At 63.3% G+C, this 24,283-nt stretch carries 20 protein-coding genes and 2 riboswitches; of the genes, 13 read left to right on the top strand and 7 right to left on the bottom strand.

The features are described from left to right. Positions 1–396: 396 nt before the first annotated feature. The 7 genes from FB547_RS11210 (at position 397) to FB547_RS11240 (ending at position 11,200) form a co-directional block, all read left to right on the top strand. Entirely contained in the window at positions 397–1,236 is an 840-nt protein-coding gene (locus FB547_RS11210) for a hypothetical protein (RefSeq protein ID WP_145742223.1), read from the top strand. After that, positions 1,233–3,479, top strand: a complete 2,247-nt coding sequence (locus FB547_RS11215) for a glycosyltransferase (protein ID WP_145742225.1) — start codon at positions 1,233–1,235, stop codon at positions 3,477–3,479. Before FB547_RS11210 ends, FB547_RS11215 begins: the two co-directional genes overlap by 4 nt. Further along, a complete protein-coding gene (locus tag FB547_RS11220) occupies positions 3,476–4,600 on the top strand; it encodes a glycosyltransferase family 4 protein (protein ID WP_145742227.1) in 1,125 nt (374 codons plus the stop codon). Before FB547_RS11215 ends, FB547_RS11220 begins: the two co-directional genes overlap by 4 nt. A 74-nt stretch (positions 4,601–4,674) precedes the next feature. Next, the gene (locus FB547_RS11225; RefSeq protein WP_145742229.1) at positions 4,675–6,042 is read left to right on the top strand and encodes an FkbM family methyltransferase; all 1,368 of its coding nucleotides are present in this window, start codon (positions 4,675–4,677) and stop codon (positions 6,040–6,042) included. Next, positions 6,042–9,131 carry a glycosyltransferase gene (locus FB547_RS11230; protein WP_145742231.1) on the top strand — a complete coding sequence of 1,030 codons (3,090 nt, stop codon included), beginning with the start codon at positions 6,042–6,044 and terminating at the stop codon, positions 9,129–9,131. The genes FB547_RS11225 and FB547_RS11230 overlap by 1 nt, the downstream gene beginning before the upstream one ends. Before the next feature lie 144 nt (positions 9,132–9,275). After that, positions 9,276–10,316, top strand: coding sequence for a GDP-mannose 4,6-dehydratase (gene gmd / locus FB547_RS11235; RefSeq protein ID WP_145742968.1), 1,041 nt, complete (start codon positions 9,276–9,278; stop codon positions 10,314–10,316). Beyond that, positions 10,313–11,200, top strand: a complete 888-nt coding sequence (locus tag FB547_RS11240; protein WP_145742233.1) for a GDP-mannose 4,6-dehydratase — start codon at positions 10,313–10,315, stop codon at positions 11,198–11,200. The genes gmd and FB547_RS11240 overlap by 4 nt, the downstream gene beginning before the upstream one ends. Here the strand turns inward: FB547_RS11240 and rfbC are convergent. From rfbC to rfbB, 4 genes are read right to left on the bottom strand one after another with little or no spacing between them, the layout of a single operon-like run. Then, entirely contained in the window at positions 11,193–11,741 is a 549-nt protein-coding gene (rfbC, locus tag FB547_RS11245; RefSeq protein WP_145742235.1) for a dTDP-4-dehydrorhamnose 3,5-epimerase, read from the bottom strand. The genes FB547_RS11240 and rfbC overlap by 8 nt on opposite strands. Next, on the bottom strand, positions 11,738–12,640 hold the full coding sequence (gene rfbA, locus FB547_RS11250; RefSeq protein ID WP_145742237.1) for a glucose-1-phosphate thymidylyltransferase RfbA: 903 nt from the start codon (positions 12,638–12,640) through the stop codon (positions 11,738–11,740). The genes rfbC and rfbA overlap by 4 nt, the downstream gene beginning before the upstream one ends. Positions 12,641–12,684: 44 nt before the next feature. Next, complete coding sequence (gene rfbD, locus FB547_RS11255; protein ID WP_145742239.1) at positions 12,685–13,575, bottom strand: dTDP-4-dehydrorhamnose reductase; 891 nt, start codon at positions 13,573–13,575, stop codon at positions 12,685–12,687. Further along, on the bottom strand, positions 13,572–14,654 hold the full coding sequence (gene rfbB / locus FB547_RS11260) for a dTDP-glucose 4,6-dehydratase (protein ID WP_145742241.1): 1,083 nt from the start codon (positions 14,652–14,654) through the stop codon (positions 13,572–13,574). Before rfbB ends, rfbD begins: the two co-directional genes overlap by 4 nt. A 116-nt stretch (positions 14,655–14,770) precedes the next feature. After that, a riboswitch (glycine riboswitch) is annotated at positions 14,771–14,868 on the top strand. 7 nt (positions 14,869–14,875) lie between these two features. Beyond that, positions 14,876–14,982, top strand: a riboswitch (glycine riboswitch). Positions 14,983–15,073: 91 nt separating this feature from the next. Here rfbB and FB547_RS11265 point away from each other — a divergent pair. Further along, positions 15,074–16,375, top strand: coding sequence for a D-amino acid dehydrogenase (locus tag FB547_RS11265; RefSeq protein WP_145742243.1), 1,302 nt, complete (start codon positions 15,074–15,076; stop codon positions 16,373–16,375). A gap of 18 nt (positions 16,376–16,393) precedes the next feature. Here FB547_RS11265 and FB547_RS11270 read toward each other — a convergent pair whose 3' ends face one another. The 3 genes from FB547_RS11270 to FB547_RS11280 form a co-directional block, all read right to left on the bottom strand. Continuing rightward, positions 16,394–17,674: an FIST N-terminal domain-containing protein gene (locus FB547_RS11270; protein WP_145742245.1), complete on the bottom strand. Its 1,281-nt coding sequence runs from the start codon at positions 17,672–17,674 to the stop codon at positions 16,394–16,396. A gap of 45 nt (positions 17,675–17,719) precedes the next feature. Next, on the bottom strand, positions 17,720–18,466 hold the full coding sequence (locus tag FB547_RS11275) for a PhaM family polyhydroxyalkanoate granule multifunctional regulatory protein (RefSeq protein WP_145742247.1): 747 nt from the start codon (positions 18,464–18,466) through the stop codon (positions 17,720–17,722). A gap of 90 nt (positions 18,467–18,556) precedes the next feature. Further along, entirely contained in the window at positions 18,557–19,972 is a 1,416-nt protein-coding gene (locus FB547_RS11280; protein ID WP_145742249.1) for a PLP-dependent aminotransferase family protein, read from the bottom strand. Positions 19,973–20,075: 103 nt separating this feature from the next. On the opposite strand from FB547_RS11280, the gene FB547_RS11285 reads away from it, so the two are divergent. The 5 genes from FB547_RS11285 to FB547_RS11305 all read left to right on the top strand — a co-directional run bounded on the left by FB547_RS11285 (position 20,076) and on the right by FB547_RS11305 (position 24,278). Beyond that, positions 20,076–20,675 (top strand): LysE family translocator, encoded by a 600-nt coding sequence (locus FB547_RS11285; protein WP_145742251.1) that lies wholly within the window; start codon positions 20,076–20,078, stop codon positions 20,673–20,675. 61 nt (positions 20,676–20,736) lie between these two features. Beyond that, positions 20,737–21,693 (top strand): DMT family transporter, encoded by a 957-nt coding sequence (locus FB547_RS11290; protein WP_145742253.1) that lies wholly within the window; start codon positions 20,737–20,739, stop codon positions 21,691–21,693. 30 nt (positions 21,694–21,723) lie between these two features. After that, positions 21,724–22,926 carry a PLP-dependent aminotransferase family protein gene (locus FB547_RS11295; RefSeq protein WP_145742255.1) on the top strand — a complete coding sequence of 401 codons (1,203 nt, stop codon included), beginning with the start codon at positions 21,724–21,726 and terminating at the stop codon, positions 22,924–22,926. Between the two features lie 23 nt (positions 22,927–22,949). Next, entirely contained in the window at positions 22,950–23,582 is a 633-nt protein-coding gene (locus FB547_RS11300; RefSeq protein WP_145742257.1) for a DJ-1/PfpI family protein, read from the top strand. A 24-nt stretch (positions 23,583–23,606) separates the two neighbouring features. Further along, on the top strand, positions 23,607–24,278 hold the full coding sequence (locus FB547_RS11305) for a LysE family translocator (RefSeq protein ID WP_145742259.1): 672 nt from the start codon (positions 23,607–23,609) through the stop codon (positions 24,276–24,278). The last annotated feature ends 5 nt before the right edge of the window (positions 24,279–24,283 follow it).

Here is a 24,283-nt window from a genome sequence, read left to right on the forward strand (position 1 = left end):
CAGAAAGCGAAAACGCTTTGGAAGGCGCCAAGGCGTCAGCATCCACCAGATGGCCTTCGCAGCCTTTCGAACGTAGGGGCTGATCGAACGAAACACTTCTCTTACTTGTGTCACTATTGGATTCATCAGTGGCAAACGGATAATCTAGTTTGGATGGGAGTGAACTCTGACATGTAGCACGCCCCGCACATCGAGAGTGAAAAGGCAACGATACCGAGTACCAGTCCCTGATCCTTCCCGCCGTCGAGCCGCACCGCGTCGATCTGACCTGTTGAAATTCGTAGACAATCAAAGTAGAGAGTGCAGTCCATCGCCAAATTTTTCCACCTCTCCCCCTATGCATGAACCAAGGATGGTTCCTCGGCGCGCAACCCATAACATTCAAAAATTGAGAAGATGAAGCAACTACTTAGACGCGCTGCACGTTGGTTAGCCTCGAAGCCTGGTATCGGTCGCTTTGTGCGAATCGGCATCGCAGTGGTGCGCCTTCCCGTCTCCAATGATCGACAGCAGGTCTTTTTGACGCAGCAATTGCCGCAACTGCTCGACACCTTGTCCGATATCAATCATCGTCAAGCCAACCTTGATCGCGATCAAGAAAATCTCACAAAAACTGCACCGATCACACTCCGACAATTGACGCGTGACGTACTAGCACTCCGTCGAGAGATTGAGGCACTAAAGCCCGAGGCCGGTCAGTCTACGGTGCAGCCGGCTAACAGGCCATCTCCTGCAGATAGAAATCGGCAAGTCAAGCTAGGAAGTGGCAGCGGGCCACAGAACGGGCAGTTCATCATGGATTATCCCTTACCGCACACCGCTAATGTTTCTCACCTCGACAACTTGTCCCTCGAGAATGCCCAGGTCCACGACATCTACGCGTCTCGCGTTCTGGAGCGCTTCTCCCCCGAGCAGTTGAGCGAGTCGCTCCTGCCACGCCTGTACAAACTGCTCGCCCCCGAGGGACGGCTTCATGTAACCGCTTTGGACTCCGAGGCGATGATGCGCGGGTACTCACTTGGCACCATCTCGCACGACGATCTGCGCAACTCGCTCTTCGGCCTGCACACCACGGAAGATGATGGACCTCGCCTCAATGTGTTTACGGCAGAGACGTTGACGCAGTTGCTTCTGGAGGCAGGCTTTGCCAACATCCAATTAGTTGGTGAAGCTCGTCGCAATGGCAACGACCTGGAATTCGAGGTCATTGCCCAGAAGGGGAAGGCTCTTCAATGAAGGTTCGACAAGAAAAGAAACCCGCGATCTCGATCGTCATCAACACCCTCAACCGGGGGCCAAGCCTTCACGCAACCATCGAGAGCTTTCAGTGGCTCCGTTATCAAGGGGATTTCGAGGTCATCGTCGTCAACGGTCCTTCGACAGACAACTCCGAAGAAGTCATTGCCCGCTGGAAAGGCCGTGTCCGGGCCGCACGGTGTCCGGCTGCCAATCTCTCCGTCTCAAGGAACATCGGCATATGTCTCGCGCGCGGTGAGATCGTCGCGTTCATCGACGACGACGCCATCCCCGAACCGGAATGGCTGGAACAGCTGGCGGCCGCCTACGAAGATCCGCAAGTCGGTGCCGCCGGCGGCTTCGTGTTCGATCACACCGGATACGACTTTCAGGCTCAGTATTGCGTAATTGATCGCTTCGGCCATGGGGACTCCTCAGTCCGGACGCCGATGCCGCACCTGTCCTATCCCAAGAGCCTGCGCTTCCCCCACCTTCTTGGCGCGAACTCGTCGTTCAAGACCTCCGCACTGCTCGAGATCGGGGGATTCGACGAAGAGTTCGAATATTTTCTCGACGAAACCGACGTTTGCGCGCGCATCGTTGATGCCGGGTATCTGATTGCACAGCTCCCCAATGCGTACGTTCATCACAAGTTCGCGCCGAGCAATATTCGCGGGGTCAATCGGGTACCACGCCATCGCTATCCGATCATCAAGAACAAAATCTACTTCATCCTGAAGCATGCGCGAGAGTTCTATCCACCCGAAGTCCTGTTGCGCGAGCAGTCGACATTCATCGAATACCAGCGCACGGAGATGGCATCGGCCTTCGAAGCAGGTCTGGTTTCCGCCGAAGACGTCGCAACGTTCAATCGGGATGTCGAGCGTGCGGTCGAAACCGGGCTGCGCCGCGGCCTAGAAGGTCCGAAGCCGGATGCAATGATCGATGGGGCCAAGCGAAGCGCATGGTCCGGGGAGTTCATGCCATTCCCCCCATTGCCTGATGCCGATCAGTGCACACTGGTACTGATTTCCAAAGGCTACCCACCGGACCACAGCCACGGCATCGCCACCTTCAGTCGCGACCTAGCGGAGGCCTATGCGGCGCGCGGCAACATCGTCCATGTCATTGCTCAGAGCCCTGACATCAATCGCGTCGATTTCGAAAATGGGGTATGGGTCCACCGCATCGTTCCCAAAAAACACCTTCATTTACCGGAGTCCGCAGAAATTGGATTGCCCCAGGACATCTGGAACTGGTCGGCGAGTGCGCATGCCGAAACCGCACGGATCGCAACGCATCGCACAGTCGACGTCGTTGAAGCTCCGATCTGGGATTGCGAGGGTGCGGCCTTCTTGTTCGACCGCCGGTGGCCGCTGATCACGAGTCTTCATACGACGCACCATTTCTGGTTGGACTCGCATCCAGAACGGCGACAAGATCCCGAGTGGATGGCGTCCTACAGTACGCCGCTGCTGAAAGCCGAGCGATTGCTGATGGAGAACTCCGACGGGGTTCGAGCCAACAGCCGAGCGATCCGTACAGAAATCGAGAAGGCATACGGTTTCCGATTCGACGATACAAAAGTCCAAGTCATACCGCACGGATTGAAGCCAGCGAAGATCGTCGAGACGGCAACAGACGATGCCGCAACCGTCGTTCTCTTTGTAGGCCGCTTGGAAGCACGCAAAGGCATCGACGTGCTACTCGCCGCCATACCGCGCGTACTCGAAGAGGTCCCATCCCTGGTTTTCAGGATCATCGGGGACAAAAGCCAGCTCTCGCCTTCCGGGAAGACCTACGCCGAGGACTTCCTTGCATCGGAGAGCGGTAGAAAATTCGCCGCGCAGGTCCGTTTCGAGGGTCACGTCGATGCGACGACGCTCAGTTCAGCCTATGCGAGTTGCGATGTTTTTGTGGCACCGAGCCGATTCGAGTCATTCGGTTTGGTTTTTCTCGAAGCAATGCGCGCGGCAAAACCGGTCATCGGATGCTCGGCGGGCGGCATGCCGGAGGTGGTCGAAGACGGCGTATGTGGCCTGCTTGTCCCCCCCGGAAACACCAAAGAACTCGCAGAGGCCATCCTGCGGCTGGTGCGATCCGAATCCCTCAGGCAGCAGTTCGGCCAAGCGGGTCATGAGCGATTCCGTGAACACTTCTCTGTAGCCCGAATGGCCGCACAGAGTGCCGCTCTCTACAAGACTGCTCGAAACATCCGGCTCACCCAACAGAACGAACGATGAAAATATCGTACGTGAACAGCGTCTGCGTACGAAATGACGCGATTTCCAATGCAATTCAGGATGAGTTCGGCTTCCTAAAGCAAGCGGGGCACGAGGACATTCGGCTCTTCGCATTCCAATGCGATCACTCTGAACTGCCTTTCACACTCTGCCGAAGTGTTGCCGATATCGCAAGCCATCCGCATTTCTTAAAAAGCGATCTCGTCGTTTTCCATTTTGGCATCTACTATTCGCTTTTCAATCTTTTTCCGATCGTTCCTAAGCAGACGCAAAAAGTCGTTGTCTTCCACAATATCACTCCCCGCGCCCTGGTTCCCGAGAAAGATCGATGGCTCATTGATAAATCGATTGCTCAACTCGACAACATTCGGTGGGCCGATCATGTCATTTGCGATAGCAATACCAATCTCAACGTCTTGCGATCGCACGGATTGAGTACGCCGGCCTCGATAGTCCCGCTGGCGGTTCATTCAAAGATCAGCGTGCCGGAAAGAAAACCGAGTTTTTCCGATGGCACTGTGCGAATCGTCTTTATCGGCCGATTCACCCAGTCCAAGGGCCCCCACGAATTGCTCGCAGCGATCGACCACTTGGCCTCAAGCCATCAAATGAGTGCACCAGTGCAGTTGGACTTCGTCGGCAACCTCGCCTTCTCGAATCCCGACATGATCGCGACCATGGAGAAGATGATTGCAGACATCCATCAGCGACATAGTGCGAATTTGTTGATTCGAATCCATGGGAGCGCCTCGGATGAAATGAAACACAGGCTCCTCAGCGAAGCCGATGTCTTTGCCTTGCCGACTTATCACGAAGGCTTCTGCGTTCCGATCATCGAAGCCATCGCGAGCGGCTGTCGCGTGGTTGTCTATGACAACTCGAACACCCACGATGTCGCGGGCAAGTTCGGTACGATGGTTCGAACCGGTGATATTGGAGAATTCGCGCATGCGCTGCAGTCGGTGATGAGTCAGGTACAGTCGGCCGACTGGCGCGAAGGCCGAGGAGAGAAAAGCTATACCCGGTACGCCGACGCAGGCAGAGAGTATGCGCGTCGATTTTCACCCGATCGCATCGGCCCGGCATTTCTACGCACGCTCCGTAACATCACGATCAGGTAGGACATTCCGGCGGCTTCCATGCGGGATCGCCCGTGGCCGTGACTTCTTTCTCCGATGAGTTCGAACGCGCCCTCATGACCACAACTTCCTACGCTCAGAATTTTGAGGACGTCATCCTTTGGCGTGCGCTCGGGCACATTCCTAAGGGTACGTACGTCGACGTCGGGGCCCAGCATCCTGTTGTGGACTCTGTCAGCAAGGCCTTCTACGAGCGCGGCTGGCGTGGCGTTCATGTGGAGCCGGTTCCCGCCTACGCGGCGTTACTGCGGCAGGATCGGCCAGACGAGACGGTGCTTCAGGTGGCGTTATCCGATCACGCGGGCGTGCTCGACCTCAATGTCATAGCTGGAACTGGTTTGAGCACCGGGGTGAAGGCTTATGCCAACACCCATTCGTCGGAACATGGCTTCGCGACGGAAGTCGTTCAGGTTCCCATGCTTCCGATGTCGACCGCTCTGGCGTCGCTGAACGGGCAGCAGGTCCACTGGCTCAAGATCGATGTCGAAGGATTTGAAGAGCAAGTGCTCCGAGGCTGGGACAGCAAGGCCCTTCGCCCTTGGATCATAGTGATCGAAGCGACCATCCCTCTTTCAGAAGAACTCAACTATGCCGGTGCCGACAGTCTGTTGATCGATGCCGGCTACCACTTTGTATATTTCGATGGCTTGAATCGTTTCTACACGGCATCCGAGCACGCGGACTTGGCCGACAAACTGAAGTTGCCTCCCAATGTCTTCGACAATGCCGAACTCAGCGGCACCGCTTCGAGCCTCTGGTGTAGAGGACTGATCTCACGGCACCAACAAGCCCAAGAGACTCTCATGGAAGGGCACCAACAAGCCATAGCAGCTCTCATGGAAGGGCATCAAGAAGCACAGGCAACCCTCATGGAAGAAATGGCCGCCTTGCGCGAGCGGATTGCGGACGTCGAGATGCAGCTCCATTGTGCGGTGTCTCGTGAGGAGCAATCGCAAGCCCGAGCCGCCGCCTTCGCAGAACAGGCGGCGCAAGCAGAGGCGCGGACTGCGCTTGTCGAGACACAACTCGAGGTTGTCCGACAGCAGGGCGAGGCCATCATGAGCAGTACATCATGGCGTATCACAGCCCCTTTGCGCCTCGCCGGAAAATTCGCTCCACGGCTCGGATCAGCCATCCGCGACGGCCGACTCACGAGTGGCCTAAAGCGGCGCGTCAAGACACTCTTGCGCACGACGATAAAGGCACTTGCACACTACCCTGCTCTCAGGCGCATGGCCGCTGGCGGGGTGGCGCTGGTTCCGCCGCTGGCGCAGCGTTTGCGCGCCATCGCTACCACCCCTTCGACAGCGCCGCTTAAGAACGAAGTCCAGGGAGTGCACGCACTACCTGCGCGGCTATCACCGGACGCCAGCGTCCTCTTTCGCCAATTGATGCGGCAGCAAGAGCGCATGGAAGGCACTTGATGCGCATCGTCATCGATCTCCAGGGCGCCCTGTCCCTGGGCAACAGAAAACGCGGCATCGGACGCTATACGTCCTCATTAGCCCAGGCGATCGCCCGGCGGGCACGGAATCACGAAATTGTCTTGGCATTGAACGGACGCTTTCCGGATGCCATTGACGAGATCCAGTCCACATTCGACGGAATAATCGAGCCGCGCAATTTTCGCGTTTGGCACCCTCCTCTCTATTCGGATCGTGCGAGCCCCGGCAGCCGCAGGGCGAGAGAGAAACTCTATGAAGCTTTTCTAGCCTCGCTCCAGCCGGATGTGGTGCATGTCTCCAGCCTGTTCGAGGGGCTGGATGATGCTGCCGTCACCAGTATTGGCAGCTTCGTTCGTCAGCCCACCGCCGTCACGCTCTACGACCTGATTCCCCTGATCAATGCCCGCCCCTATCTGGAGCAGGACAGGATCCGCTCGTGGTATATGCGAAAAGTCGAATCGCTCCGCCGCGCCGACATGTGGTTGGCAATCTCGGAGTCTTCTCGCCAGGAAGGCATCGATCATCTCGGCCTGGCGGGAGACCGCTGCATCAATATTTCGACTGCTGCCTACGACCACTTCAAAATGGCAAGACCAACCGCGCAGCGTGAGCAGGAGCTTCGCGACCGCTACGGTTTAAACCAACCATTTGTGATGTACACGGGCGGCATCGACGTGCGAAAGAACCTCGAAGGCCTCGTAAGGGCTTTCGGGCTTCTCCCGCCCGAAATCGTGGCGCGACATCAACTGGCGATCGTCTGCTCTGCCCGCCCTGAAGATCGCAAGGCACTGCTAGAACTGGCAGAAAAATCGGGGTTGGAAGGCGGCAAACTCGTTGTCACCGGCTTTGTGCCGGAGCAAGATCTCGTGGATCTCTACAACCTGTGCAGCCTGTTCGTCTTTCCTTCATGGCACGAGGGTTTCGGTCTCCCCGCACTGGAGGCCATGCATTGCGGTGCCGTTGTGATCGCAGCCAATACGTCAAGCCTTCCGGAAGTCATTGGCCGTCGAGATGCACTGTTCGAGCCGAGAAACGACTTGGCCATGGCTACAAAGATGGCCCAAGGTTTGACCGATGAAGGATTCCGATCGGCCTTGAGAGAACATGGGCTGACGCAGGCCCGGAAGTTCTCTTGGGATGAATCGGCTCGGCGCGCGATCGAAGGATTCGAGGCGCTCCATCGGTCATCGAACCGCGCGCCATCCGGACCACCAGCGCTGCAGCATCCCCGTCCGCGATTGGCCTTTCTCTCGCCGCTGCCTCCCCAACCAAGCGGCATAGCCGACTACAGCGCCGAATTACTTCCAGCCTTGGCGCAACACTACGAGATAGATCTCGTGGCTGCCTTGGGCACTACGACCGATGCCTACCTGACAACATCCTTTCCTGTTCGTTCGCTCGAGTGGTTCCGAAGGCATTCAGCCCTCTTCGATAGAGTGCTCTATCACTTCGGAAATTCGGAATTTCACGAGCACATGTTTCTCCTCTTGGAGGAAATACCTGGTGTTGTTGTTTTGCACGATTTCTACCTGAGCGGGGCTCAGGCATTCAGAGAGTTCGGCGCTGGACAGCCGCATGCATGGGTCCGTGCACTCTACAGCTCGCACGGCTATCCGGCAGTCATCAAGCGGTTCCGGACTAATGATGTCAAGGACACGATCTACAAATATCCGTGCAGCCTCGACATCCTGCGATATGCACAGGGCGTGATCGTGCACTCGCCGCACGCGATCGACCTTGCTCGGAACTGGTATGGCTCCATTGCTGAGAATATGGAGATGGTGCCGCTGCTGCGCGCACCGGCACCAAGGGATCCTGGCGAGCGGCAGCGGGCGCGCGAGGATCTGGGGTTAAAACCGGATGATTTTCTGGTTTGCAGCTTCGGGCTCCTTGGCCCCGCAAAACTGGCCCATCGAGTGCTTCAAGCATGGCAAGCATCCTCTCTTGCGAAAGACCCGCGTTGCAAGCTGCGCTTCGTGGGAGAGAACCCCTCAGATGAGTATGGCGCCGAGTTGCTGCGACAGATTGCGCAGGGTGGCCGGGACGAAGACGTGGAGATCACGGGTTGGGCTTCCTCCGAAACGTATCGCCGTTATCTTGCAGCAGCTGATCTAGCGGTCCAACTTCGGGCACAGTCGCGAGGAGAAACCTCTGCGGCCGTGCTCGATACGATGAGTCGGGGCATACCGACCATCGTCAACGCCCATGGCTCCATGGCCTTTCTGCCTCGCGATGCCGTCTTCATGCTCGAGGATGATTTCGATGACGCTCAATTGATTGAAGCCCTCGAGAGCCAGTGGCACGATTTGGCCGGACGCCTCGCATTGGGCGCAAAAGGTCAGGCCATCGTGGAGACACTGCATGCGCCAACAACCTGTGCAAAGCTCTATGCTGAGGTGATTGAGCGCTTCATGCAGCGCGCCAGTACTGGCCGCACAGCATTGATTCGAGCTATTGGGGAGGCTGATCCTCTGGTCCAATCCACGGACGGTCATCACGAAGCCCTCGAACTTGCCTCGGCAATCGCCGAGACCCTTCCGCTCCCAATGTCACGGCGGCAGTTGTTCATTGATGTCTCCGGCTTGGCCGAGAACGGCACACAAACACGGCAGACGCTGGATTGCTTGATACGAGGGTCGTTGGACGTCGATCTCGAGGGCTACAGGGTCGAACCTGTTTGCGCATCAGAGAGCGGCAAGCCGGACTATTGCTATGCCAGACGATATGCGCTCGCGCTTCGAAAGCTTCCCGCCGACGCACTCGCCGACGAACCGATCGACTTTCGTGCGGGGGATTTCTTTGCCGTCCTCATTGCTTCGCCAGACTCGACCGTCGAACACGCGGAGTTCTACCGAAAATTGCGCCAATCAGGCGTGCGTGTTCGGTTTTTCCAGATCGCTACCAATCCCGGTGGCAGGGTTGGGCAGCATTCACTGGACGTCGAGGTTCACCCGCTCTACCTGAGTCCAACAACCACACCTGACGACCGTCCCGATGAGCAGGCAGCCAAGGCCTTTCTCAAGTCTCTGATTGACGTAGATGCACTTTTCCGATCGAGCCGCAACTGAGGGGGGACTTGCCCAGCCTCGCTGCGCATCTGGTGCGGGACGTAGTTGGTGGAAAATGCTGTCCAGAAGCGGCTGGTGGAAAATACCGGCCTTGGCTCAAAGTTAAATCAAGGGGCAACGATCCCCCGGGGAATGAAAGATCACATGGAAAAGAAATGCGCGGTTGTCACGGGTATTACAGGCCAGGATGGCGCGTACCTGGCCGAACTACTGCTCTCAAAAGGTTACATCGTCCACGGCACCTACCGCCGCACCAGTTCGGTCAACTTCTGGCGTATCGAGGAGCTTGGCATTCAGGCTCATCCCGACCTTCATCTCGTGGAATACGACCTGACGGACCTGGGCAGTTCGATCACGCTGATCAAAGATGCAAATCCCGACGAGGTCTACAACCTCGCGGCCCAGAGCTTCGTCGGTGTCAGCTTCAATCAGCCCGCCGCTACGGCGCAAATCACGGGAGTCGGCGCGCTCCACCTGCTCGAAGCCATCCGCTTGGTCAATCCCAAGATTCGCTTTTATCAAGCCTCGACCTCTGAAATGTTCGGCAAGGTACAGGCCATTCCCCAGATAGAAGACACTCCCTTCTACCCACGCAGCCCCTACGGCGTCGCCAAGCTCTACGCCCACTGGATGACCATCAACTACCGCGAGAGCTACGATATCTTCGGCTGCAGCGGCATCCTCTTCAATCATGAGAGCCCACTGCGTGGCCGTGAGTTCGTCACCCGCAAGATCACTGACGGCGTTGCAAAAATCAAGTTGGGCAAGCTTGATGTGCTGGAGTTGGGAAACCTCGACGCCAAGCGCGACTGGGGCTTTGCCAAGGAATACGTCGAAGGTATGTGGCGGATGCTGCAGGTCGACGAGCCCGACACTTACGTGCTTGCCACCAACCGTACGGAAACGGTGCGTGATTTTGTCAGCATGGCTTTCAAAGGCGCCGGCATCACCGTCGAATTCAAAGGTTCAGGCGAGGCAGAGTCTGCGGTCGACACAGCGACCGGCAAGACTGTCATGCGGATCAATCCGAAGTTCTATCGTCCGGCCGAAGTGGAGCTCTTGATTGGCAATCCTGCAAAGGCCAAGGCAAAACTCGGCTGGGAACCTTCCACAACCTTGGAACAGCTCTGCCAAATGATGGTTGAGGCGGACATTCGACGCAACGGGCAGGGGTTTTCGTTTTGAAGATTTTGCTGACGGGCGCAGAGGGATTCACTGGCCGTCTGTTCGCTAAGAGAGCTGTAGCGGCTGGCCACACCATCATCCCGCTTCAGTCGGACCTGACTCATGGCGAAGCAGTCCGCAAGGAAGTTCTGGAGGTTGCACCAGAGGCTGTGGTGCATCTGGCAGCCATAAGCTTCGTGGGACACGAAAACGATGCCGCGTTTTATGCGGTCAACGTGGTCGGCACCACCAACCTTCTGGATGCCCTTGTGCAGCTGCCTGAACGACCTGATCGCGTCCTTCTGGCCAGCAGCGCCAATATTTACGGCAACACAGCACGTTCGCCCATCGACGAGAACCAGCCACCAGCGCCAGTCAACCATTACGGGATGAGCAAGCTGGCAATGGAGTACATGGCGCGAACGTACCGAGATCGATTGAATCTGGTGATCACTCGCCCATTCAACTACACCGGTCCCGGACAAGATGCGAATTTCCTGATTCCGAAACTCGCCATGCACTTTGCGGCGCATGCACCATCGATTGCCCTTGGAAACCTCGATGTCGAGCGCGAGTTCAACGACGTGCAAATGGTCTGCGATGCCTATTTGCTGCTGCTCGCCCATGGGGAGCCGGGCGAGGCCTACAACATATGTTCGGGGCGCCCCTATGCGCTGCGCTACGTGATCGAGACGTTGGCCCGCATGACCTCACACAGTCCTCGAATTGAAGTGAATCCGGCCTTCGTCAGGGCAAACGAGGTGCATCGGCTGTGCGGCAACCCCAACAAGCTCCGGGTATTGCTGGCGAAGCAAGGTGCTGTTCTGACCGAGCCTGCACTCGAGGAAACACTCGCACGAATGCTCCTGGCGGCCAAGGGCAGGACTGCGGCGTCAATCAACTGAAGACTTCAGCTTGGATGAAAGCGGCACCGGCCTGGTCTTTGGCCGATAGCTGCGGATGAGCGTCGACGCTTGGCCATGCAATTCCTAGCTTGGCGTCGTCCCATTTGATGCAGCGCTCATGCGCCGGCGCGTAGTAGTCGGTAGTCTTGTACAAAAATTCCGCCGTCTCGCTCAATACAAGGAATCCGTGAGCAAACCCTTCCGGCACCCACAACTGCCTGTGGTTGTCCTCACTGAGCTCCACCCCCACCCATTGGCCAAACGTCGGCGACGACCTGCGGATGTCCACCGCCACGTCGAACACCGCACCGCGCACCACGCGCACCAGCTTGCCCTGCGGCTGCTGGATCTGGTAGTGCAGGCCGCGCAGCACCCCCTTGGCCGAGCGCGAATGGTTGTCCTGCACGAACTCGACGTGGCGCCCCACGGCCTCGTCGAACGCCTTGCCGTTGAAGCTCTCGTAGAAGAAGCCGCGTGCATCGCCGAACACCTTCGGCTCGATGATCAGCACTTCGGGGATCGCGGTCGGCGTGGCCTTCACGAGCGCACCTCCTCGGCCAGCAGGTGGTTCAGGTACTTGCCGTAGCCGTTCTTCTGCAGCGGCGCGGCAAGCCTGGCCAGCTGCTCGCTGTCGATGTAGCCGTTGCGCCACGCGATCTCTTCCGGACACGCAATCTTGAGGCCTTGCCGATGCTCCAGGGTCTGGATGAACTGCGCGGCCTCCAGCAGGCTCTCGTGCGTGCCGGTGTCCAGCCAGGCATAGCCGCGCTGCATGATCTGCACGTTGAGCTGGTCCCGGTCCAGGTAGGCCTGGTTGACGGCCGTGATCTCCAGCTCGCCGCGCGCGCTGGGCTTTACGGCCTTGGCAATGTCGACCACCTGGTTGTCGTAGAAGTACAGGCCAGTCACCGCATAGCTGCTCTTGGGCTTCAGCGGCTTCTCCTCGATGCTGCTGGCCTTGCCCTGCGCATCGAAGGCCACCACGCCGTAGCGCTCAGGGTCGTGCACGTGGTAGGCGAACACGGTGGCGCCGGAGGGCTTCGCATCGGCATCGGCCAGCAGGCTCGCGAAGTTGTGGCCGTAGAAGATGTTGTCGCCCAGCACCAGCGCGCTCGGCGCATTGCCCAGGAACTCGTCGCCGATGATGAAGGCCTGCGCCAAACCATCGGGACTGGGCTGCACCGCGTACTGCAGGTTGATGCCCCACTGGCTGCCATCGCCCAGCAGTTGCTGGAAGCGCGGCGTGTCCTGCGGCGTGCTGATGATCAGGATGTCACGCATGCCGCCGAGCATCAGCGTGCTGAGCGGGTAGTAGATCATCGGCTTGTCGTACACCGGCAGGAGTTGCTTGCTGAGCGCGAGCGTGGCGGGGTGCAGCCGGGTGCCGGAGCCGCCGGCCAGGATGATGCCCTTGCGTTGCGTGGTCTTTGTGGTGGTCATTGTGTTGTGTTCTCCGCTTCTTGCGTGCTTCGCTAGCGCTGCTGTCAAAGGGTCTCGCGCAGCATGCGGGCCACGCCCTGCTGCCAGTGCGGCAGCACCAGGCCAAAGGTGGACTGCAACTTGTGCGTGTCCAGGCGCGAGTTGGCCGGACGTGTTGCGGGTGTGGGGAAGGCGCTGGTGGGAACGGCATCGACCTCTGCGGGCCCGGCCTTGAGTTCGACGCCCGCCGCCTTGGCCTGTTCGAGCACGAAGCGTGCATAGCCGCACCAAGTGGTCTCGCCACCGGCGACGGCGTGGTACAGGCCGGCCTTCGCCGGGTCCTGCAAGGTGGCGCGGATGGCGTGCGCCGTGACGTCGGCCAGCAACTCGGCGCCGGTGGGCGCGCCGAACTGGTCGTCGATGACGGTCAGGCGATCGCGCTCCTTGGCGATGCGCAGCATGGTCTTGGCAAAGTTGCCGCCGCGCGCGGCATAGACCCAGCTGGTGCGAAAGATCAGGTGCTTCGCGCAGTGCTGGGCCACCAGTTGCTCGCCTTCAAGCTTGGTGCGGCCATACACGCTGAGCGGACCGGTGGCGTCGTCTTCCTGCCAGGGCGTGCTGCCGCTGCCGTCGAAGACGTAGTCGGTGGAGTAGTGCACCATGAGCGCGCCGATCTGCTGCGCGGCCTCGGCCACCACGCCGGGCGAGGTGGCGTTGAGCTTGCGCGCGAACTCGGGCTCGCTCTCGGCCTTGTCGACGGCGGTGTGGGCCGCGGCATTGACGATGACGTCGGGGCGCACCTTGCGCACCGTGTCGGCCAGCTGCTCGGGGCGGCTGAAGTCGGCGTGGAAGTCGGTGCTGTCGAAGTCGAGCGCGACCAGCTCGCCCAGCGGCGCGAGGCTGCGCTGCAGCTCCCAGCCGACCTGGCCGCCCTTGCCCAGCAGCAGCAGCTTCATGCCGCGGCCTGGGCCGCGGGGGCGGCGTCGTATTGCTTCTCGACCCATGCACGGTAGGCGCCGCTTTGCACGTTGCGCACCCATTCGCCGTTGGCGAGGTACCACTGGACGGTCTTGCGGATGCCGCTGTCGAAGGTTTCGGCGGGCTTCCAGCCGAGCTCGCGCTCGAGCTTGCGCGCGTCGATGGCGTAGCGCCGGTCGTGGCCGGGGCGGTCGGTGACGTAGCTGATCTGCGCCTTGTAGGGCTGGCCGTCGGCGCGCGGGCGCAGTTCGTCGAGCAGGGCGCAGACGGTGTTGACGATCTCGATGTTGGGCTTCTCGTTCCAGCCGCCGACGTTGTAGGTCTCGCCGAGCTTGCCGGCTTCGAGCACGCGGCGGATGGCGCTGCAGTGGTCCTTCACGTAGAGCCAGTCGCGCACCTGCATGCCGTCGCCGTACACGGGCAGGGGCTTGCCGGCCAGGGCGTTGACGATCATCAGCGGGATGAGCTTCTCGGGGAAGTGGAAGGGCCCGTAGTTGTTGGAGCAGTTGGTGGTGACGACCGGCAGGCCGTAGGTGTGGTGCCAGGCGCGCACGAGGTGGTCGCTGGCGGCCTTGCTGGCCGAGTAGGGGCTGTTGGGCTCGTACTTGTTGTCTTCGGTGAAGGCGGGGTCGGTCTTGGAGAGCGAGCCGTAGACCTCGTCGGTGGACACGTGCAGGAAGCGGAAGGCGGCCTTCTGCTCGGCCGGCAGCGCGCTCCAGTAGCCGCGCACGGACTCGAGCAGGCGGAAGGTGCCGAGCACGTTGGTCTGCACGAAGTCTTCGGGGCCGTGGATGGAGCGGTCGACGTGTGATTCCGCGGCAAAGTTCACAATGGCCCGCGGTTTGTGCTCGGCCAGCAGGCGATCGACCAGGGCGCTGTCGCCGATGTCGCCCTGCGCGAAGATGTGCCGCGGGTCGCCCTTGAGGGACGCGAGCGTCTCGAGATTGCCGGCGTAGGTCAGTTTGTCGAGATTCACGACAGGCTCGTCGCTCTGCGCCAGCCAGTCGAGTACGAAGTTGGCGCCGATGAAGCCCGCGCCGCCGGTTACCAGGATCATGAGGTCCCCTGTTGTTGTCGAACGATCGCCCTGTGGCGAATGAACGGGCGATTATCCCATCGGCCCCGCAGCGCCAGTTTCAAGGGTTGGCCTGTCCGCAGGCACCGCCTACAATTGCCCCCACTGCAGGAGAGCGGGCAACCCCGGGTTGCCCTACCGAAGGCGCAAACTCCCATAAACGCTCAGGTCGGCCCGAACAAGGGGCCTGTACTGCACCACATCAAATGCCGTCTGGAGAGCCATCGCCCCGCGCGATGCACCGAAGGAGCAAACCCGTTGCAAGGTGCAACAGGTGAATCTCTCAGGTACCAAGGACAGGGGGAGCGGCAACTTGGACGGCGTTCGTCCGGTTGCTTGCTATTGAATCAGTAGCACACCAAGTCCGCCGTTCAGGTGCCCATCTTCAAAAGGTACTTGAAATGCGCGTGTTCGTTCTTGGCGCCGGCCTGCTCGGCGTGACTTCTGCTTACTACCTCCAGCAACTCGGCCACGAAGTGACCGTGATCGACCGGCAGGCCACGCCGGCCGCCGAAACCAGCTTTGCCAATGGCGGGCAGATCTCGGTCAGCCATGCCGAGCCCTGGGCCAACCCGAGCGCTCCGCTCAAGGTGCTGCAATGGCTGGGCAGGGAAGACGCACCGCTGCTCTTTCGCATCCGCGCCGACATGCGCCAGTGGCTCTGGGGCCTGCAGTTCCTGCGCGAATGCACGCCGGCGCGCACCCGGCACAACATCGAGCAGATCGTGCGGCTGGGCACCTACAGCCGCGACGTGCTGCAGCAGCTGCGCCGCGACACCGGCCTGGACTACGACCAGCGCACGCAGGGCATCCTGCACTTCTATACGACGCAAAAGGAGTTCGACGGCGCCCTGGAGCCGGCCGAGCAGATGCGCGCGCTCGGCTGCGAGCGGCGGGTGATCTCGGCCGATGAGGCTGTGAAGATCGAGCCCGCCCTCGCCCACATCCGCCCGAAGCTGGCCGGCGCCACTTACACGGCGGAGGACGAGTCCGGCGACGCGAACCTTTTTGCGCGCGAGCTGGCGAAGCGCGCGGCCGCAGCGGGCGTGAAGTTCCTCATGAGCCACACGGTCACGGCGCTGCGCGAGGCCGGCGGCAGCATCGACCATGTCGAAGCCACCGACAGTGAAGGCCGCTTCCAGCGCATCCGGGGCGACGCCTTCGTGCTCGCGATGGGTTCGCTGAGCCCGCTTTACGCGGCGCCGCTGGGCATTCGGCTGCCGATCTATCCGGCCAAGGGCTATTCGGTGACGCTGCCGGTGAAGGATACCTCCAAGGCGCACCAGGTCTCGCTGACCGACGACGAGTTCAAGCTCGTGTTCTCGCGCTACACCTCGGCCTCGGGCGACCGCCTGCGCATTGCCGGAACGGCCGAGCTCAACGGCTACGACCGCGACCTGAACCGCGTGCGCTGCGAGGCGATCGTGCGGCGCGTCGAAGAACTTTTTCCGGGCGCCGGCGACACCGCGCAGGCCCAGTTCTGGACCGGCCTGCGCCCCGCGACGCCGAGCAACGTGCCGCTGATCGGCAAGACGAAACTGCCGAACCTGTACCTGAACACCGGCCATGGCACGCTCGGCTGGACGCACGCCTGCGGCTCGGGCAAGTCGATCGCGCGCATCGTGAGCGGGCTCGCGCCCGAGGTGGACTTTGCGTTCACCGGCCTGCCAGCGCCGGCAGCGGCCATGCTGCAACCGGCCTGAATACAGGCAGGGCTTGGTTCAGTCCTTGCTGGTGAACACCGTCAGCACGCCTGTGTAGCCGTACAGGTGATGGCGGGCGATTTCGCCCGCGGCGAAGAAGCCGACCAGCGGCACGTCGCCCAGCGCGTGCCGCACGATCTGCAGCTCGGCACCCGGCGCGCCGAAATGCGGCCCGCCGCGCCCCGAGCAGCTCACGTACACGGCGCCCGCGATGCGGCGCGCCGGATGCGGCGCGGCTTCAGCCTCCCCGGCCGCGACAGCGCGTGCGGTGGCCAGCGTCTGCTCCTCGGGCTCGAGTTCCTCGCGGATTTCCGCGCAGATGCGCATCAGGTCGGCGCGCGCGGCCTGCGCATTGCGGCGGCAGAAGGTCAGGCGCATGCCGGCCTCCGCCACGTCGGCAATCGCGATGCCGCGGCGCGTGGGATCCAGTCCGATGATGTGGCGCACCAGCACGTCGGCCCCCAGGTCACCGGTGCGGCGGATGCCGTCACTGCCGGCGTCGGCGAGGCCCACCAGGGTGGCGCGCACGGCGTCGATGGCTTCCTGCGGCCGCTCGAGCGACACCTGCAGGTCGGCCAGCAGCACGTCGAGCGCGGGCTCGCCGTCGAGCTTGAGCAGCAGGTTGCCGTCGGCTTCGGTGATCTCGCGCTCGCGCCCCGCGCCCGAGCGCAGCGGCTGGCAGCCCTGGGTGACGCGCGACACCAGCCGCACGCCTTCGCCGAACACCACGCCCGATAAGCCGCCCGAGAAGACGCCGCCCGCGGCGCCGTGCCCGCGGATGTTGCCGTTGCCGCCGACCGCGAACTGCAGCGCGCCCGCACGGCCCGACGAGAGCCCGCCGAACAGATAGCCGGTGTTGGTGCGGCCCGCCATCTCGCCGATGAGTTCGGTCAGGTCGGGGGTGGCGGGGTCCGCGTGCACCAGCGCCGTATGGGCCTCGAAGCCGCTCATCTCGGAATTGCCCAGCGGCGCCACGCCGGAGAACACGCGGTACTGGTCGCTCGGCAATGCGCAGAGCATCAGGCTCAGGCCGGGCTCGTCGAAATATTCGGCATTGTTGGCCGAGACGCCGATGCCGACCGTGCCGGACCAGTCGGTGACCTCGGGCAGTTCGGCGCTCAGGTGGTCGAGGATGTCCTGCGCATCCGACGCGTAGTGGTCGGTGATATAGAGCAGCCCGAGCGTGGGCGACGCCGCGTAGTCGGGCAGCGCCATCTGCGCGCGCAACTGGGCCAGCACGAGGCCGGCTGCCATGCGCCATTGCGGGTGGGTGGCATGGCCGGAAGGAAACAGCTTCATGATGCGTGCCAACCCGTTCTCTTCAAGAAATGTGTGTGTATGACGTCAGCGCCGGCCGGCCGTTCGCTTGCGCGCGGCGGCCGATGCCTTCTTTGCGGCGGCGGGCGCTGCCGCCTTCCTGGCCGCGGGCTTCGAGGCCGTGGGAGCCGCCGCCGGCTTGCCCATGGCCTTGCCCACCGCATCGGCCATCGGCTGGGCCATGGCCGGCACCTTGAGCTGGGCCGCATCCTGCAGCGCCGAACTCGCGATCTGCTGGAACTGCTCGGTCAGCGAGCCCCACCATTGCATCGGATCGATCACGCCGGCGCCGCCATTGCCGCCACCACCGCCTGAAGCCGGCTTGCTGCGCGCTTTCTTCGCAGGCGCCGGAGCCTCTTCCTCGGGCTCGGCTTCCGGTTCGGCCGGCGCGGCAGCCGCATGTGCGGGTGCCGGCGCAGCAGCAGCGGGCGCCACGGCGGCCGCCTGCTTGGTGAACGCGCTGGCGATATCTTCCATCCGCACGTTCATGCCGCGCAAGGTCGAAAGTGTCATCTTTTGCACTTCGAGCGCCTGGATGGTGGCCTTGAGCGCGTGGCCGTTCTGCTCGAGCCAGTACTGCACCGTCTTGAGTTCCTGGATGCGCTTGTCGACCTCTTCCACGCTCAGCGTGGGGGCCACCCAGCTCGCGAGGCTTGGCAACCCGGGCACCGCGCCGCCCGCCGAACCGCCGGCGCCACCGCCGGCAAGGTTCTTCAGAAAATCGAATCCGGGGACGAATTGGCTGAAGTCGAAGGGTTGGCTGGCATTGCTCATGCGGAGGTCTCCGGGTTGGGTTTTCTTGTGATGCCAGCTTACTCCAAGGCACCGCCGTTTTGGGCCTGCCAGCCCCGCCCGTTCGAGCCGTCAGAGTTCCGCGCGCACCTTGCTGAACACCTTCCAGAACGCCGCGTCCTGCGAGGTCGCGAAATTGATCCGCATCATCGTGCTCGGCGGCCGCCGCGCATGGAACAGCGAGCCCGGCGCGAGCAGGTAGCCCTGGTCGAGCATGCGCTGGGTGAGCGCGTCGGTGTCCACGCCGGTGTCGACCCAGCCGAACAGGCCCGCCGGCTCCGACGCGAAGCTGCAACCGTGCGCCATCGCGAGCTTCACCGCGCGGCCGCGCGCGCCGTCGAGCCGGATGCGGATGCGCTCGGCATGCCGCCGCAGCTGCCCCTGGTCGATGCACCACGAAAGCGCCCGCTCGAACAGCGTGGGCGTGGTGAGCGTGGCCAGCAGCTTGGTCTCGAGCAGCCGCTCCTTCAGTTCTGGCGAGGCGGCCAGGAAGCCGATGCGCCAATTGGGCGCCAGGATCTTGGCGAAGCCGCTGACGTAGATGGTGCGCTGCAGCCCGTCGAGGGCGCTGAGCCGCGTGGCGTGCTCGGGCGCGAGATGGCTGTAGGTGTCGTCCTCGACGATGTGGAAGTCGTGCTCGTTGGCGAGCTTGAGCACGCGGTGCGCGCTGCCGGGCGTGAGGCTGTAGCCGGTCGGGTTGTGCAGCACGCTCACGCTGACGAAGAGCTTGGGGTTGTGCAGCTGGCAGTACTGCGCCATTACCTCCAGGTCGGGCCCGTCGGCGCGGCGCGGCACCGGCAGGATGCGCATGCCCAGCGCCTCGAGCCGCGCGAACTCCAGCGCCCAGCCGGGCTCCTCGACCATCACCGGATCGCCGGCGCGCAGCAGCGTGCGGCTCACGATGTCGAGCGCATGCGTGGCGCCCACCGTGGTCACGATCTGGTCGGGCGCGGCGGGCACGTTGATGCCCACGAGCTTGTTCGAGAGGCTGCGGCGCAGCGCGGCGTCGCCCGAGGGTTCCCCGTACTGGAGCGACAGCTCCTGCAGCGCCGCTGTACTGGTCATGCGGCGCACGGCCGTCGGCATGAAGGTGGAGGACATCCATTCGGGCGGGAACACGCCCATGCCCGGCTGCGGCTTGTCGCTGGGCCGGTGGAACATGCTGCGGATGAGCGAGCTTGCATCGGCCGGCACGCGCGAGGCCATCATCTGGGCGACCATGGGCGCCGCATTGGGCGGGCGGCCCTCCTGCGCCGGCGCCGAATCGCGCACGTAGAAGCCGCGCTGGCGGCGCGCCTCGACCAGGCCCTGCGCCAGCAGCTGGTCGTAGGCGGCCACCACCGTGTAGGGGCTCACGCCCTGCTGGCGCGCGCATTCGCGCACCGAGGGCAGGCGTGCGCCGGGCGGCAGCAGCCGGGTGCGGATGCGTTCGGCCAGCCGGTCGGCCAATTGCCCCGTGAGCGACTGGGTGGAGGTTCGTGTCAGCATCTGGGCCCGGCTTCTGTGTCGAAAGAAAGACCAATACAGTTTTGGTATATGTTCGACCAACTGTATCGGAACTGTAATGGTGTGAAAGTTTAGAGTGTATGCAATGAACTGGCAAGAATTCACCGCGCTGCTGGTGTTGGCCACGGCGATGAGTTTCTCGCCCGGTCCCAACACCACGCTTTCCACCGCCCTGGCGGCCAATGGCGGCCTGCCGCGCGCGATGCGCTTCGTGGTGGCCGTGCCGGTCGGCTGGACGCTGCTGCTGGTGCTGTGCGCCGCCGGCATCGGCGCGCTGGTGGTGGCGGTGCCTTCGCTGCGCCTGGCCATCAAGGCGCTGGGCGTGGGCTACCTGCTGTGGCTGGCCTACAAGCTGAGCGGCAGCGGCACGCTCGGCCGCGCGGACGGCGCCGGCCTGAACGTCGGCTTCGGCCAGGGCGTGATGCTGCAGTTCGTCAACATCAAGGCCTGGTTGCTCGCGCTCACGCTGGTGGCCGGCTGGATCGCGGGGCAGCCCGATGCGATCGGGCGCTTTGCGATCGTCGCGCCGGTGATGCTGGTCTACGCCTTCATCAGCAACTTCACCTATGCGCTGGCCGGCGCGCTGCTGCGCGAATGGCTCTCCAAGGGCAAGCGCCTGCTGTGGTTCAACCGTGCGATGGGGCTCGTGCTGGTGCTCACGGCCTGGTGGATGCTGAGCGTATGAGCGCCGCGCCGGGCCGCCCCAAGCAAGCTCGCACCGCAGTGCGAAGCACGGAGGTCATCCAATGAGCAGCCGCCTCCCCCTCAAGGACGAGACGCTGGGCATGTGGCTGGGCGTGATCGGCGTGGCGCTGTTCGCTGTCACCTTGCCGATGACGCGGCTGGCCACCGGCACGCAGGACGCGCCGCAGTTGTCGCCCTGGTTCGTCACGCTCGGACGCGCCGCGCTGGCGGGCATTCTCTCCGCGGTCTTCCTGCTCGCCACGCGCTCGCCGCGGCCCGCGCCACACCAGTGGAAGCCGCTTGGCATGGCGGTGCTCGGCAACGTGATCGGCTATCCGCTGCTGCTGGGCTACGCCTTGCGCGTCGTCACGGCCAGCCACGCGGCAGTGGTGACGGCGCTGCTGCCGCTCGTGACCGCGGCGGTCGCGGCCTGGGTGCTGCACCAGCGCGCGCGGCTCGGCTTCTGGCTCTGCGCCATCGCGGGCAGCCTGCTGGTGGTGGTGTTCTCGGTGCTGCGCGCGAGCCAGGGCGGCCATGGCTTCGGCTTCGAATGGGCCGACCTGCTGCTGGTCGGCGCAGTGGTCGCGGCGTCGTTCGGCTACATCTACGGCGCGCAGGTCACGCCGTCGCTCGGCGCGGAGCGCGTGATCTGCTGGGTCTGCGTGATGGCGCTGCCCGTGACGCTGCCCGCCACGCTGGCCATGTGGCCCACGGAGCCCATCGCCACGTCGGCCTGGCTGGGCTTCGTCTACGTGGGCGTGTTCTCGATGTGGATCGGCTTCTTCGCCTGGTACCGCGGCCTGGCCCTGGGCGGCGCGCTGCGCGTGAGCCAGACCCAGCTGCTGCAGCCTTTTCTCTCTATCCTTGCATCCATTCCGCTGCTGGGCGAACCGCTCGACGTGGTCACGCTGGGCTTTGCCATGGCCGTGGTCTGCACGGTGGTGCTCGGCAAGCGCCTTTCGCAGCCGCAGCCCGTTCCTGCCGTTTCACCGCGTGCAGCGCATGCCGAACAATCCTGATCTCACCTCACCCGCCTGAAAGAAAACCCCATGAACTGGAAACTCGCCGCCCGCGCCGCCAAGATGAATCCGTCGGTGCTGCGTGAAATCCTCAAGGTCACCGAGCGCCCCGGCATCATCAGCCTGGCCGGCGGCCTGCCCTCGCCCAAGACCTTCCCGATCCAGGCCTTTGCCGACGCCTGCGCCGAGGTGCTGCACAACGACGGCCAGGCGGCGCTGCAATACGCCGCGAGCGAAGGCTATGCGCCGCTGCGCCAGGCCGTGGCCGACATGCTGCCGTGGAACGTCGATCCCGCGCAGGTGCTCATCACCACCGGCTCGCAGCAGGGCCTGGACCTGGTGGCCAAGGTGCTCATCGATCCGGGCAGCAAGGTGCTGGTCGAAACGCCCACCTACCTGGGCGCGCTGCAGGCCTTCGGCCCGATGGAGCCGAACCCGGTGAGCGTGGCGAGCGACGACGAGGGCGTGATCGTCGAAGACCTGGTGGCCAAGGCGAAGGATGGGCGCTTCATCTACCTGCTGCCCAATTTCCAGAACCCCACCGGCCGCACCATGACCGAGGCGCGCCGCGCCGCCGTGTCGGCCGCCGCGGCCGCCGCCGGCCTGCCGATCGTCGAGGACAACCCCTACGGCGAACTGTGGTTCGACGAAGCCCCGCCGCTACCGCTGACCGCGCGCAACCCCGAAGGCTGCATCTACCTGGGCTCGTTCTCGAAGGTGCTCGCACCGGGCCTGCGCCTGGGCTTCCTGGTGGCGCCGAAGGCCATCTTCCCGAAGCTGCTGCAGGCCAAGCAGGCGGTCGACCTGCACACGCCGATCTTCACGCAGCGCATGGTCTCGGCCGTGATGAAGGACAACTTCCTCGAGCGCCACGTGCCGACCATCCGCGCGCTCTACAAGCGCCAGCGCGACGCGATGATGGCCGCGCTCACGCGCGAGATGGCCGGGCTGGACGTGAAGTTCAACGCGCCCAAGGGCGGCATGTTCCTGTGGGCGCGCCTGCCCGAGGGCATCGACACGGTGGCGCTCCTGCCCAAGGCGGTGGAGCGCAACGTGGCCTTCGTGCCGGGTGCGCCCTTCTATGCGGACCAGGGCGATCCGCGCACGCTGCGGCTGTCGTTCGTGACGGCCAGCGTCGAGGAAATCGATACCGCCATCGCCGCGCTGGCCTTGACGCTGCGCGAAGAACTGGCGCTGCTGGGCGAACGCAGGCTCGCGCCCGAGCCCGTCTGAGGCGCAGCACAAGGCAGACCACCATGCACATCGCCATCCTGACTTTCGACGGCTTCAACGAACTCGACTCGCTGATCGCGCTCGGCGTGCTCAACCGCATCAAGAGGCCGGGCTGGCGCGTGACGCTGGCTGCGCCCAGCGCCACGGTCACCTCGATGAACGGCGTCACCGTGCATGCGAGCTCCACGCTCGAAGCGGCCGCCGAAGCCGGCGCGGTGCTCGTCGGCAGCGGCATCCGCACGCGCGAGATCGCGGCCGATCCGGCCATCATGGGCGCGCTGCGCCGCCTCGATGCGAAGCGGCAGCTGATCGGCGCGCAGTGCTCCGGCACGCTGCTGCTGGCCAAGCTGGGCCTGCTGGGCGCGGTGCCGGCCTGCACCGACCTCACGACCAAGCCCTGGGTGCAGGAAGCCGGCGTCGAGGTGCTCAACCAGCCCTTCTTCGCGCGCGGCAACGTGGCAACGGCGGGCGGCTGCCTGTCGGCGCCCTACCTTGCGGCCTGGCTCATCGCACGCAGCGAAGGCATCGAGGCCGCAAGGAGCGCGCTGCACTATGTTGCGCCGGTGGGCGAGAAGGAAGACTACGTGGCGCGCGCCCTGCGCAACATCGCGCCCTATCTCCCCACGGTTGCGGCGGCCACGGCCGACGCGGCCTGAAGGAAGCGCTGCACGACACTCATCATGATCAGCCTCGCCACGCTCGCGCTCTTCCTGCTGGCCGTTCTCGCGCTGTTCCTGTCGCCGGGACCGAACATGGCCTTCGTGCTCTCGCACGGCGTGGCCCATGGCCCGCGCGGCGGCTTCGCGGCGGCGCTCGGCATTTCGTCGGCCGACCTGGTGCACACGCTGTTCGCCGCCACCGGCGTGACCGCGCTGGTGGCGGCCTGGCCGCCCTCGTTCGACCTGCTGCGCTACGCGGGCGCGCTGTACCTGCTGTGGCTTGCGGTGCAGGCCGTTCGCAGCGGCGGCGGCCTCCCCACGGGTACGCGTGCGCAGCCGTCCGCCTTCGCACGCATCGTGCGCATGGCGTTCCTGAACAACCTCGTCAATCCGAAGGCGCTGCTGTTCTTCATGGTGTTTCTGCCGCAGTTCGTCGACCCGGCGCGCGGCAGCGTGCCCTTGCAACTGGTGCAGCTCGGCGTCATGCTGTCGGCAGCCGCGCTCGCGTTCAACACGCTGCTCGGCGCCTGCAGCGGGCAGGTCGGCCGATGGCTGCAGCGGCGCCCGGGGACTGAAAAGTTCCAGCGCGGCCTGCTGGCCCTGGTGATGGTCGGCCTGGCGATCCGCCTGCTGCTGCTCGACCGTCCCGCCGTGCCATCCGCCCTGTCCGCCACACCTGTCCAAGGAAGCTGAAAACA

Source organism: Variovorax beijingensis (assembly GCF_007828835.1).
In the GTDB taxonomy this organism is placed as follows: Bacteria; Pseudomonadota; Gammaproteobacteria; order Burkholderiales; family Burkholderiaceae_C; genus Variovorax; species Variovorax beijingensis_A.

Excerpts from the sequence above, each read along its gene's own strand:
- FB547_RS11265 (WP_145742243.1), top strand. The coding sequence starts at position 15,074 with ATGCGCGTGTTCGTTCTTGGCGCCGGCCTGCTCGGCGTGACTTCTGCT.
- FB547_RS11215 (WP_145742225.1), top strand. The coding sequence starts at position 1,233 with ATGAAGGTTCGACAAGAAAAGAAACCCGCGATCTCGATCGTCATCAAC.
- FB547_RS11280 (WP_145742249.1), bottom strand. The coding sequence starts at position 19,972 with ATGCTGACACGAACCTCCACCCAGTCGCTCACGGGGCAATTGGCCGAC.
- FB547_RS11305 (WP_145742259.1), top strand. The coding sequence starts at position 23,607 with ATGATCAGCCTCGCCACGCTCGCGCTCTTCCTGCTGGCCGTTCTCGCG.
- rfbA (WP_145742237.1), bottom strand. The coding sequence starts at position 12,640 with ATGACCACCACAAAGACCACGCAACGCAAGGGCATCATCCTGGCCGGC.
- gmd (WP_145742968.1), top strand. The coding sequence starts at position 9,276 with ATGGAAAAGAAATGCGCGGTTGTCACGGGTATTACAGGCCAGGATGGC.
- FB547_RS11225 (WP_145742229.1), top strand. The coding sequence starts at position 4,675 with ATGACCACAACTTCCTACGCTCAGAATTTTGAGGACGTCATCCTTTGG.
- FB547_RS11295 (WP_145742255.1), top strand. The coding sequence starts at position 21,724 with ATGAACTGGAAACTCGCCGCCCGCGCCGCCAAGATGAATCCGTCGGTG.
- FB547_RS11285 (WP_145742251.1), top strand. The coding sequence starts at position 20,076 with ATGAACTGGCAAGAATTCACCGCGCTGCTGGTGTTGGCCACGGCGATG.
- rfbD (WP_145742239.1), bottom strand. The coding sequence starts at position 13,575 with ATGAAGCTGCTGCTGCTGGGCAAGGGCGGCCAGGTCGGCTGGGAGCTG.
- FB547_RS11300 (WP_145742257.1), top strand. The coding sequence starts at position 22,950 with ATGCACATCGCCATCCTGACTTTCGACGGCTTCAACGAACTCGACTCG.
- FB547_RS11275 (WP_145742247.1), bottom strand. The coding sequence starts at position 18,466 with ATGAGCAATGCCAGCCAACCCTTCGACTTCAGCCAATTCGTCCCCGGA.
- FB547_RS11210 (WP_145742223.1), top strand. The coding sequence starts at position 397 with ATGAAGCAACTACTTAGACGCGCTGCACGTTGGTTAGCCTCGAAGCCT.
- FB547_RS11290 (WP_145742253.1), top strand. The coding sequence starts at position 20,737 with ATGAGCAGCCGCCTCCCCCTCAAGGACGAGACGCTGGGCATGTGGCTG.
- FB547_RS11230 (WP_145742231.1), top strand. The coding sequence starts at position 6,042 with ATGCGCATCGTCATCGATCTCCAGGGCGCCCTGTCCCTGGGCAACAGA.
- FB547_RS11220 (WP_145742227.1), top strand. The coding sequence starts at position 3,476 with ATGAAAATATCGTACGTGAACAGCGTCTGCGTACGAAATGACGCGATT.
- FB547_RS11270 (WP_145742245.1), bottom strand. The coding sequence starts at position 17,674 with ATGAAGCTGTTTCCTTCCGGCCATGCCACCCACCCGCAATGGCGCATG.
- rfbB (WP_145742241.1), bottom strand. The coding sequence starts at position 14,654 with ATGATCCTGGTAACCGGCGGCGCGGGCTTCATCGGCGCCAACTTCGTA.